This is a genomic window from Oscillospiraceae bacterium (assembly GCA_035353335.1).
Lineage (GTDB): Bacteria > Bacillota > Clostridia > Oscillospirales > JAKOTC01 > DAOPZJ01.
Genome location: DAOPZJ010000081.1, coordinates 1 through 8,054, shown reverse-complemented (window position 1 = coordinate 8,054; position 8,054 = coordinate 1). Strand labels below are relative to the sequence as shown.

The 8,054-nt window shown below is 56.5% G+C and carries 8 protein-coding genes; all 8 read left to right on the top strand.

The annotated features are described in order from the left end of the window. Positions 1 to 938: 3-deoxy-7-phosphoheptulonate synthase (gene aroF, locus PKH29_12000; protein HNX15560.1), on the top strand; the 938-nt coding region annotated here is incomplete at its 5' end. Beyond that, the gene (locus tag PKH29_11995; protein ID HNX15559.1) at positions 935 to 1,780 is read left to right on the top strand and encodes a prephenate dehydrogenase; all 846 of its coding nucleotides are present in this window, start codon (positions 935 to 937) and stop codon (positions 1,778 to 1,780) included. The genes aroF and PKH29_11995, both read left to right, overlap by 4 nt. Next, a complete protein-coding gene (gene aroB / locus PKH29_11990; GenBank protein HNX15558.1) occupies positions 1,777 to 2,838 on the top strand; it encodes a 3-dehydroquinate synthase in 1,062 nt (353 codons plus the stop codon). The genes PKH29_11995 and aroB overlap by 4 nt, the downstream gene beginning before the upstream one ends. Further along, on the top strand, positions 2,835 to 4,115 hold the full coding sequence (gene aroA, locus PKH29_11985) for a 3-phosphoshikimate 1-carboxyvinyltransferase (GenBank protein HNX15557.1): 1,281 nt from the start codon (positions 2,835 to 2,837) through the stop codon (positions 4,113 to 4,115). The genes aroB and aroA overlap by 4 nt, the downstream gene beginning before the upstream one ends. A 129-nt stretch (positions 4,116 to 4,244) precedes the next feature. Next, positions 4,245 to 5,327, top strand: coding sequence for a chorismate synthase (aroC, locus tag PKH29_11980; GenBank protein ID HNX15556.1), 1,083 nt, complete (start codon positions 4,245 to 4,247; stop codon positions 5,325 to 5,327). Positions 5,328 to 5,337: 10 nt separating this feature from the next. Then, positions 5,338 to 6,480 carry a prephenate dehydratase domain-containing protein gene (locus PKH29_11975; GenBank protein ID HNX15555.1) on the top strand — a complete coding sequence of 381 codons (1,143 nt, stop codon included), beginning with the start codon at positions 5,338 to 5,340 and terminating at the stop codon, positions 6,478 to 6,480. Continuing rightward, complete coding sequence (locus PKH29_11970) at positions 6,481 to 7,695, top strand: shikimate kinase (GenBank protein HNX15554.1); 1,215 nt, start codon at positions 6,481 to 6,483, stop codon at positions 7,693 to 7,695. A gap of 84 nt (positions 7,696 to 7,779) precedes the next feature. Next, on the top strand, positions 7,780 to 8,054 hold a 275-nt coding region (locus PKH29_11965), incomplete at its 3' end, for a type II 3-dehydroquinate dehydratase (protein HNX15553.1).

Here is an 8,054-nt window from a genome sequence, read left to right as displayed (position 1 = left end):
AGGGCATGGGCCTTTCGACCTATGTCTCCGAGGGCGAATATCACACCATCATCGGTCTGATCGGCGACACCAGCAAGGTCGACATCAACCTGCTCGAGGGGCTTTCGATCATCGAAAGCGTCAAGCGCATCACCGAGCCGTATAAAAAGGCCAATCGAAAGTTCCATGTGGAACCCTCCGTGGTCGACGTCTCCGGTGTCAAAATCGGCGGCGGTAATTTTCAAATCATCGCCGGCCCCTGTTCGGTCGAGACACCGGATCAGATTCTCGAAATCGCAGGAAGCGTGAAAAAGTCGGGCGCGTCGATGCTGCGCGGCGGCGCGTTCAAGCCCCGCACCTCACCGTATGATTTTCAGGGGCTGCACGCCGAGGGGCTGGAACTGCTGCTTGAAGCCAAGAAAGAGACCGGCCTGCCCATCGTCTCCGAGATCATGAACATCAACGACCTCGCGCTGTTCGAGCAGGTGGATTTGATCCAAGTCGGCGCGCGCAACATGCAAAACTTCGATTTGTTAAAAGCCCTCGGGCAGACCCAAAAGCCGATTTTGCTCAAACGCGGCCTCGCCAACACCCTCAAAGAACTGCTGATGAGCGCCGAATATATCATGGCGGGCGGCAACGAAAATGTGATTTTATGCGAACGCGGCATCCGCACCTTTGAGACCTACACCCGCAACACGCTGGATCTTTCTGCGGTCGCGGTGCTGCACGAGATGACCCATCTGCCGGTCGTGGTCGACCCGAGCCACGCCATCGGAATCTCCCGTTTCGTCGAACCCATGGCGATGGCGGCGACGGCGGCGGGCGCAGACGGCTTGATGATCGAAGTCCACAACGACCCCGAACACGCCCTCAGCGACGGCGCGCAGTCGGTCACCCCCGAACAGTTTGAACGTATGGCCGCTAAAATTCAAAAAGTCAGGGAGGCGCTCATATGACTGCGGTCACGACAATCGGAATCGTAGGCCTCGGCCTGATCGGCGGTTCGCTTGCAAAGGCATACAAAGCCGCCAATATCATGGTTTTGGGCACGGACGCCGGCCTCTCGACGCAGGAATTCGCCCGCATCTCCGGCGCAATCGACGGCTTTTTAACGCCCGAGACGATGAATATCTGCGACGGCATTTTAATCGCCATCTCCCCCGAAAGCGCCGCAAACTGGCTGCGTGAAAATGCCATGCACATCCCCAAAACCGCGCTTGTCATCGACTGCTGCGGCACCAAGCGCAATATCTGCGCCGCCGGATTCGAACTGGCAAAGCAGTACGGTTTTGAATATGCGGGCGGCCACCCGATGGCGGGCACCCACCAGTGGGGTTTTAAAAGCAGCCGCGCCGACCTTTTTAAAAACGCCTGTTTTGTCGTCGTACCCCGCGTGTTCGACGACATCAATTTACTCGAGCGCATCAAACAGCTCATTCTGCCCGCGGGTTTCGGCTCGGTCTCCGTGATCACCGCCGAAAAACACGACCGCATCATCGCGTTCACCTCACAGCTGGCGCACGTGGTCTCGAACGCCTATATCAAAAGCCCGACCGCGCTCGAACACCGGGGCTTTTCAGCGGGCTCATATCAGGATTTGACCCGCGTCGCTTGGCTCAACCCCGACATGTGGGCGGAGCTTTTCCTCGAAAACGGCGATAACCTTGTGCATGAACTCGACACTATCATCGCATCGCTGACCGAATACCGCAATGCGATCACCGCCAACGACAAAGCCGCCCTGCGCAAACTGCTCGACGACGGCAGAAAACGCAAAGAGGAGGTCGACGGAAAATGAATACGGTGCTTGTCAACCCGCCCTCCAAGACCTATGAGGTCAAAATCGGCTCCGGTCTGCTCGCCAAAGCGGGCGAACTCGCCGCGAGCGTGCACACCCCCGCCAACGCCGTGATTGTCACCGACAGTACGGTCGATAAACTTTATTCAGAAACGCTCACCAAATCTCTGAAAGCCGCCGGTTACAAGGTTTTCGAAACCGCGATTCCCGCCGGAGAGCAGAGCAAAAACGCCGAAATCCTAATCAATGTATTAAATTTTATGGCCGAGTGCCGCCTGACCCGCGCCGATACCGTTTTTGCCCTCGGCGGCGGGGTTGTCGGCGACCTCGCGGGCCTTGCCGCCGTCCTGTTTATGCGCGGCATCGGGTTGGTGCAGCTTCCGACCACCCTGCTTGCGGCGGTCGATTCTTCGGTCGGCGGCAAAACCGCGATTGACCTCAAAACCGGCAAAAACCTTATCGGCGCGTTTTATCAGCCCGATCTGGTCATCTGCGATACAGACACACTTCAAACGCTGCCCCAAAGCGAATTTTCCAACGGCTGCGCGGAGGTCATCAAATACGGCTTCATCCGCGATGCCTCTGTTTTCGATCGTCTTTTATCCGATCCTTTCGACACCGGGGCCGTCATCACCCGCTGCGTCGAAATTAAGCGCGACGTGGTCTGCGCCGACGAGCGCGACACCGGAGAGCGCCAGCTTTTAAACTTCGGCCATACTTTCGGCCACGCGGTCGAACAGCGCAGCGATTTTACGATCCCGCACGGCAGCGCGGTCGCAATCGGCATGACGCTCATGACCAAAGCCGCAGTCCAAAAAGGCCTCTGCGACCCCGATTGCCTCGTGATTTTAAAAACCCTTCTCACCCGTTATAACCTCCCGTTCTCGACTTCTTTTTCCGAGGACGAATTATTTGATACCGTATTGACCGATAAAAAGCGGCTTTCCGATCAACTGACCCTCGTCGTTCCCCGCAAACCCGGCCGGTGCGATTTGATGAAATTGCCCATCGCAGAAGTGCGCAAATTTTTACACCTCGGTTTGGAGGGTACCTTATGAACATGACGATTACACCCGCGCTTTTAAGCGGTACCGTCGCGGCCATCCCCTCCAAATCTCATCTGCACCGACTGTTGATCTGCGCGGCGTTAAGTGACACCGAAATCCGCCTGCCCTGCTCCATGCTCTCGCAGGACATCGAAGCCACCGTCCGCTGTCTCAATGCCCTCGGCGCAAAAGTGGAGTATATCAATGATGAGTTATTAATCCGGCCCATTAAATCATCCGCCAAAAAGGTCACGCTCGACTGCGGCGAAAGCGGCTCTTTATACCGTTTTCTCGTTCCGCTTGTCGGCGCGCTCCGCAAAACTGCGACTTTTCAGCTCTCGGCAAAACTGCCGCAGCGCCCGATGGACGCGCTTTGGAACACCCTCGAAACCCACGGCATAATGATCACGGGCAAGGGCACGGCGAACCCCATTGTCTCGGGAACCCTCACCCCCGGCAGATACGAAATCCCCGGCGACGTCTCCTCCCAGTTCATCAGCGGTTTGCTGTTCGCTCTGCCGTTATTATCCGGCGACAGTGAGATCATCGTCACCGGACAGACCCAATCGGTCGGCTATATTCAAATGACCCTCGACGCGTTGACCGCGTTTTCAATCAAAGTCACCCCGACCGCAACCGGTTATTTCGTCCAAGGCAATCAGCATTATCACGCCGTTAACGCCCCCGTCCCCGAGGGCGATTGGTCGAATTCCGCGTTTTGGCTTTGTGCATCGGCGGCAAACGCCGCCGGGGCATGTTCCGGCGAAATCACCGTCACGGGGCTAAACCTCAATTCTGGTCAGGGCGACAAAGCCGTTTGTGACATCCTGCGGCAGTTCGGCGCAGCCGTCACCCAAACCGAAAACGCCGTCACCGTCCGCAAAGGCAATCTGCGCGGCATCACCATCGACGCCGCCGACGTTCCCGATCTCGTACCCGCGCTCGCCGTCGTCGCTGCGGCTGCAACCGGCACGACCGTGATTCAAAACATCAGCCGCCTGCGACTCAAAGAGAGCGACCGCGTCGCAACGGTCTGCGGCCTGATCAACGCCCTCGGCGGCAACGCCGCAGCCGACGAAAACACCATGACCATCACCGGAAGCGGCATACTCACCGGCGGCACCTACGACGCATATCAAGACCACCGCATCGTGATGGCGGCAGCCATCGCTTCGACGATTTGCAAAAACCCGGTCACCGTCACCAACGCCCAAAATGTCGATAAGTCCTACCCGGAATTTTTCAACGATTTTTCTAGATTAAACGGAATCTGTAGGGAACGGTCTTGACCGTTCCGAGTTCGCGCGTCACCGCGCGGACGAAAAGAATTATTAACGATTAAAATTTTACAACACCGCTTTAGCGGTGTTAAGGAACGGTCAAGACCGTTCCCTACACCAACGAAAGGATTGATTTATATGAGTTCCTGCTGGGGTCAAAATATCCGCATTTCGATCTTCGGCCAGTCGCATTCGGAGACCGTCGGCGTGGTCATCGACGGGCTGCCCGCCGGATTTCGCGTCGACCAAGCGGCGCTCTGTGCTTTTATGGCCCGCCGCGCGCCCGGTCAAAGCGCGCTCTCGACCTCCCGCTCGGAGGCCGACACCCCGGAATTCGTGTCGGGTTTAGTCGACGGCGTGACCTGCGGCGCTCCGATTTGCATTCTGATCCGTAATCATAACACCCGCCCCGCCGATTATGCCGAATTCAAAGACGCGCCCCGCCCCGGCCACGCCGATTATACCGCCGAGGTCAAATTCCGCGGTTTTCAGGATAATTCGGGCGGCGGCCATTTTTCCGGTCGGCTCACCGCGCCGCTCTGTGCCGCAGGGGGCATTTGTTTGCAAATTTTAGTCGAACGCGGGATTTTTATCGGCGCGCACATTCAGAGCATCGCGGGAATATCCGACAAAAAGTTTGATCCTGTGACCGTTTCGAAGTCCGATTTTGATAAGCTTATCCAAACCCCATTGATCGTGAACGACCCCAAAGCCGGAGAAGCCATGGAGCAGGTGATTCTGGACGCGAAAAAAGCCGGAGACTCGGTCGGCGGCATCATCGAATGCGCCGTCGTCGGGCTGTCCGCAGGCCTCGGGGACCCGATGTTCGACGGCATGGAAAACCGCATCTCCTCCATCGTGTTCGGCATTCCCGCCGTCAGGGGCATCGAGTTCGGAAACGGCTTTGAGAGCGCTTCTTTGCGCGGCAGTGAAAATAATGACCCGTTCATGATCGATGACGAACAGATCCGCACTAAAACCAACAACCACGGCGGGATTTTGGGCGGGATCACCACGGGCATGCCGCTCGTTTTCCGCGCGGCGATCAAACCGACCCCCTCCATCGCGATCCCACAGCAAACCGTCAGTTTATCGGCGCATACCGAAAAAGAACTGCAAATAAAAGGCCGCCACGACCCCTGCATCGTCCCGCGCGCCGTTCCTGTGATCGAAGCTGCCGCCGCACTGGCCGTTTTCGACGCTCTTATGAATATACATTGAGGTGATAAAAATGGAACTCAGGGATAAAAGAACTGCGCTCGACGAAATCGACTCCGAAATCGTCAGTCTGATGGCGAAACGCATGGACATCGTCAAGGAAATAGGGCGCTATAAGGCCGAAAACAACCTGCCCGTTCTCGACTCCGAGCGCGAGCGCCAAAAGTTGGCTGATCTGGCAAAACAAGCCGGACCTGACCTGGCACCGGTCACCGACGCGCTGTTTTCGGTGATTTTAGACCTCAGCCGCTCGGCGCAAAACCGCATCGTCGAGGGCGAATCCCCGATCAAGGAACAGATCAAAAAGGCCATCGCCGACACCCCCGCGCAGTTTCCGGTGAGACCCCTCGTGGCATGTCAGGGGGTCGAGGGGGCTTATTCGCAGCTGGCAGCCGACCGCATTTTCCCATCGGGCAGCATCATGTACTTCAGCACCTTCGACGGCGTATTCGGCGCGGTCGAGCAGGGGCTTTGTGAGTACGGAATTCTGCCGCTCGAAAACAGCACCGCCGGTTCGGTCAACCGCATTTATGACCTGATGATGGAGCGCAATTGCTACATCGTGCGCAGCAGCCGCATCAAAATCGACCACTGTCTGCTCGTCAACAAGGGCACCGGACTCTCCGACATCCGCGAAATCGTCACCATGGAACAGGCCATCGCCCAGTGCCAGAACTTTTTAAAAGACCTGAAAAATGTCAAAGTGACCCCCTGCGCCAATACGGCGGCGGCCTCCAAACTCGTGCGCGAATCGGGACGCAGCGACATCGCGGCGCTCTCTTCCCGCAGCTGCGCCGAACTTTACGGGCTTTCCTGCCTGCGCGAATCGGTGCAGGATCAGGGCAATAATTACACCCGTTTTATCTGCATCTCCAAAAAACTTGAAATTTATCCCGGCGCGAACCGAAGCAGTATGATGATGGTCCTGCCGAACAGCAAGGGCTCTCTTTACCGCATTTTAGCGCGCTTCAACGCCCTCGGCATCAACCTGATCAAGCTGGAAAGCCGTCCGCTCGCCAACACCGATTTTGAATTTATGTTCTATTTTGACCTCGACGTCTCGGTCTATTCCGATGAGTTTTTACGCATCTTCGACGACCTGACGGGCGCGGTCGCCAAACTAAAATATTTGGGCAGTTATACCGAGGTGATTTAAATGCGGTTCGGTCTGATCGGGAAAACTCTTGTCCACAGCTATTCCCCCGCGATTCACAGCCGAATCGGCGATTACGAATATAAACTCTATCCGCTCGAACCCGATAATGTGGCCGATTTTGTACAGACCACCGACCTAGCGGCATTCAATGTGACGATCCCTTATAAAAAGGCCGTCATTCCGCTTTGTAAGGAGATTTCGGAACGCGCCAAGGCCATCGGCAGCGTCAATACCATGCTGCGGCTTCGGGGCGGCGGCTGGTACGGCGACAACACCGATTACGACGGCTTTGTCTATCAACTCGGCAAAGACGCTGAAATTCTCAAGGGTAAAAAGGCGCTGGTGCTCGGAAACGGCGGCTCGTCTCAGACAGTGCAGAAGGTGCTTTCCGACTGTGAAATCCCGTTCACCGTGATCACGCACAAAGAAAATACTCCCGAAACCCTTGCCCGTCATCCCGACGCCGAACTGATCGTCAACACCTCGCCGGTCGGCATGTACCCGAACAACGGCGATTCCCCCGCCGATCTTTCGCTGTTTGAAAATTGCCGCCTCGTGCTTGATTTGATCTATAACCCCGCCAAGACCGCATTGCTTTTACAGGCCGAGTCCTTAGGCATTCCCGCCCGCAACGGCCTCTCGATGCTGGTTGCGCAGGGGGTTCGCGCAGGCGAATTGTTTTTAGCCAAATCTCTGCCCAAAACTCTTGTCGGGACCATCACCGACGAAATCCGCCGACAAACCCTGAATATCGTTTTGATCGGCATGCCCGGCTGCGGCAAGACCACCGCCGCCAACCTTCTGTCCAAATTGACCGGTCGCAGGGTCGCCGACACCGATGACCTCATCCGCGAAAAAGCGGGCATGGAGATTCCCGAGATTTTTGTAAAGTACGGCGAACCGTATTTTCGAAAACTTGAAACCGAAGCCTTGCGAGAAGTCAGCAAAGAGAGCGGCCTGATCATCGCGGTGGGCGGAGGCATCGTCAAAACGCCCGAAAATTTCGGTCTGATCCGCCAAAACAGCGTCTGCGTCTTTTTGGACACCGACCTGTCGAAACTCGATACCGCAGGCCGCCCGCTTTCGCTGGCAACCGGCGTCAAACAGCTTTACGCCGAGCGCCTCCCGCTTTATCAGGCATGGAGCGATTACACCTACAAAACCGCCGACCTCGCCCAAACCGCAGCCCAAATCAAAGCTGATCTGTCATTATAACTCCCTTGCCTCCCTTGTTAAAGGGAGGGGAACCGCCGCAGCGGTGGTGGGATTCTGTTTTAAAAATGCGAAAGGAACATTCATATGAAACTGCTGGTCATCAACGGCCCGAATCTGAACCTGCTCGGCGTGCGCGAGCCGGAAATCTACGGAAAACAGACGCTGTCCGACCTTGAAGCATTGGTCAAAAATTATTGCGCCGAAAAAGATATCTCGGTCGACTTCTACCAGTCCAACCACGAGGGTGCAATCGTCGACCGCATTCAAGCCGCCTATCTGATTTATGACGGCCTGATCATCAATCCCGCCGCCTACACCCACACCAGCGTCGCCATCCCCGATGCGATCAAAGCCGTCGG

Bases quoted from the DNA above. Each gene is read 5' to 3' on its own strand.
- PKH29_11995 (HNX15559.1), top strand. From the start codon at position 935: ATGACTGCGGTCACGACAATCGGAATCGTAGGCCTCGGCCTGATCGGC.
- aroC (HNX15556.1), top strand. From the start codon at position 4,245: ATGAGTTCCTGCTGGGGTCAAAATATCCGCATTTCGATCTTCGGCCAG.
- aroB (HNX15558.1), top strand. From the start codon at position 1,777: ATGAATACGGTGCTTGTCAACCCGCCCTCCAAGACCTATGAGGTCAAA.
- aroA (HNX15557.1), top strand. From the start codon at position 2,835: ATGAACATGACGATTACACCCGCGCTTTTAAGCGGTACCGTCGCGGCC.
- PKH29_11975 (HNX15555.1), top strand. From the start codon at position 5,338: ATGGAACTCAGGGATAAAAGAACTGCGCTCGACGAAATCGACTCCGAA.
- PKH29_11970 (HNX15554.1), top strand. From the start codon at position 6,481: ATGCGGTTCGGTCTGATCGGGAAAACTCTTGTCCACAGCTATTCCCCC.